Genomic DNA, 1,054 nt, shown 5'->3' with positions numbered 1-1,054 from the left:
CCCGCGGCCGCACCGCCGCGCCCCCGGTCCCGGCTGACCAAGGTCACCCTCGGTCTGGCGCTCATCGCGGTGGCCGTGGCCGGTGGACTGGCGACACTCGGCGGGGTGGTCTGGCTCGACGCCACGAGGATCGCCGCGATCGGACTCGCCGTGGTGGCCGGCGGGCTACTCGTCGGCGCGGTCACCCGCAGAGGGCACGGACTGCTGGTCGTCGCCGGCCCCCTCGCCGGTTTCGTCCTTCTCGCCTCGCTGGTCCAGGTGCCCGAGGGCGGCTGGGAGGGCACCGGCGAGCAGCTGATCGAGATCACCGACCCCGCCCAGTTGGACGCCCCGATCAACCATCAGGTCGGCAGCATCACCGTGGACATGCGCGAGTTGGAGCTGGACCGCGATCGCAGCTACAGCATCGCCAACAACGTCGGAGAAGTGCAGGTGCTGCTGCCCGACGGGGTCGCCGTGGAGACGAACTGCACCACCGACATCGGGAGCGTGGACTGCCCGACCGGCCTGTCCGGCGATGTCTCCGGCCCCGTCCTGACCCTCAGCGTGCACTCCGGCGTCGGAAGCGTCGTGGTGACGCGATGAGTGACCCGCGCGCCCACGACCCGACAGCTCACCCAGACCACACCGACGACACGGACCACGAAGAACCGCAATCCACCGGGAGCCCCGACATGACCAGCCTGCACTCCGACTCCACGACCCGCCCCGACCAGCCGCTCCAGGACCCGCTTCCCTACGGCTCCGGCGTCACCGACGCGCAGGGGTTCCCGTACGGGACCTCCCCCGCGTACGGGGTCGCAGCCGGGTACGGGGCCGCCCCCGTGCACGGGATCCCGGCCGGGTACGGGGTGGCCTACGAGCCCGCGACGGACGCGGTCGCGCGGCGCGAACGTTCCGGGTCGCCGGTGCTCGCGGTGGCCGGACTGCTCTCCCTCGGGGTCGCCGTGTGGGCGATCCTGGGCGCGCCTGTGATCACGACGACCGTGATGATCGCCGCGTCACTCGTGCTATTGGTCCTGGTCGGGCTGGCGATGGTCATCCGACGCTGACC

Annotated in this window: 1 protein-coding gene and 1 pseudogene; both read left to right on the top strand. The window is 72.0% G+C overall.

Annotated features, from left to right (window positions below; all coding sequences use genetic code 11):
- Nucleotides 1-585: pseudogene (locus G6026_RS13700) on the top strand (hypothetical protein); the annotation flags it as partial.
- Between the two features lie 89 nt (nt 586-674).
- Nucleotides 675-1,052 carry a hypothetical protein gene (locus tag G6026_RS13695; protein WP_156607106.1) on the top strand — a complete coding sequence of 126 codons (378 nt, stop codon included), beginning with the start codon at nt 675-677 and terminating at the stop codon, nt 1,050-1,052.
- Nucleotides 1,053-1,054 lie beyond the last annotated feature (2 nt).

The sequence above is a fragment of the Dietzia sp. DQ11-38-2 genome (assembly GCF_014145055.1).
In the GTDB taxonomy this organism is placed as follows: Bacteria; Actinomycetota; Actinomycetes; order Mycobacteriales; family Mycobacteriaceae; genus Dietzia.
This window is presented reverse-complemented; position numbering and strand designations above follow the sequence as displayed.

Bases quoted from the DNA above. Each gene is read 5' to 3' on its own strand.
- G6026_RS13695 (WP_156607106.1), top strand. From the start codon at position 675: ATGACCAGCCTGCACTCCGACTCCACGACCCGCCCCGACCAGCCGCTC.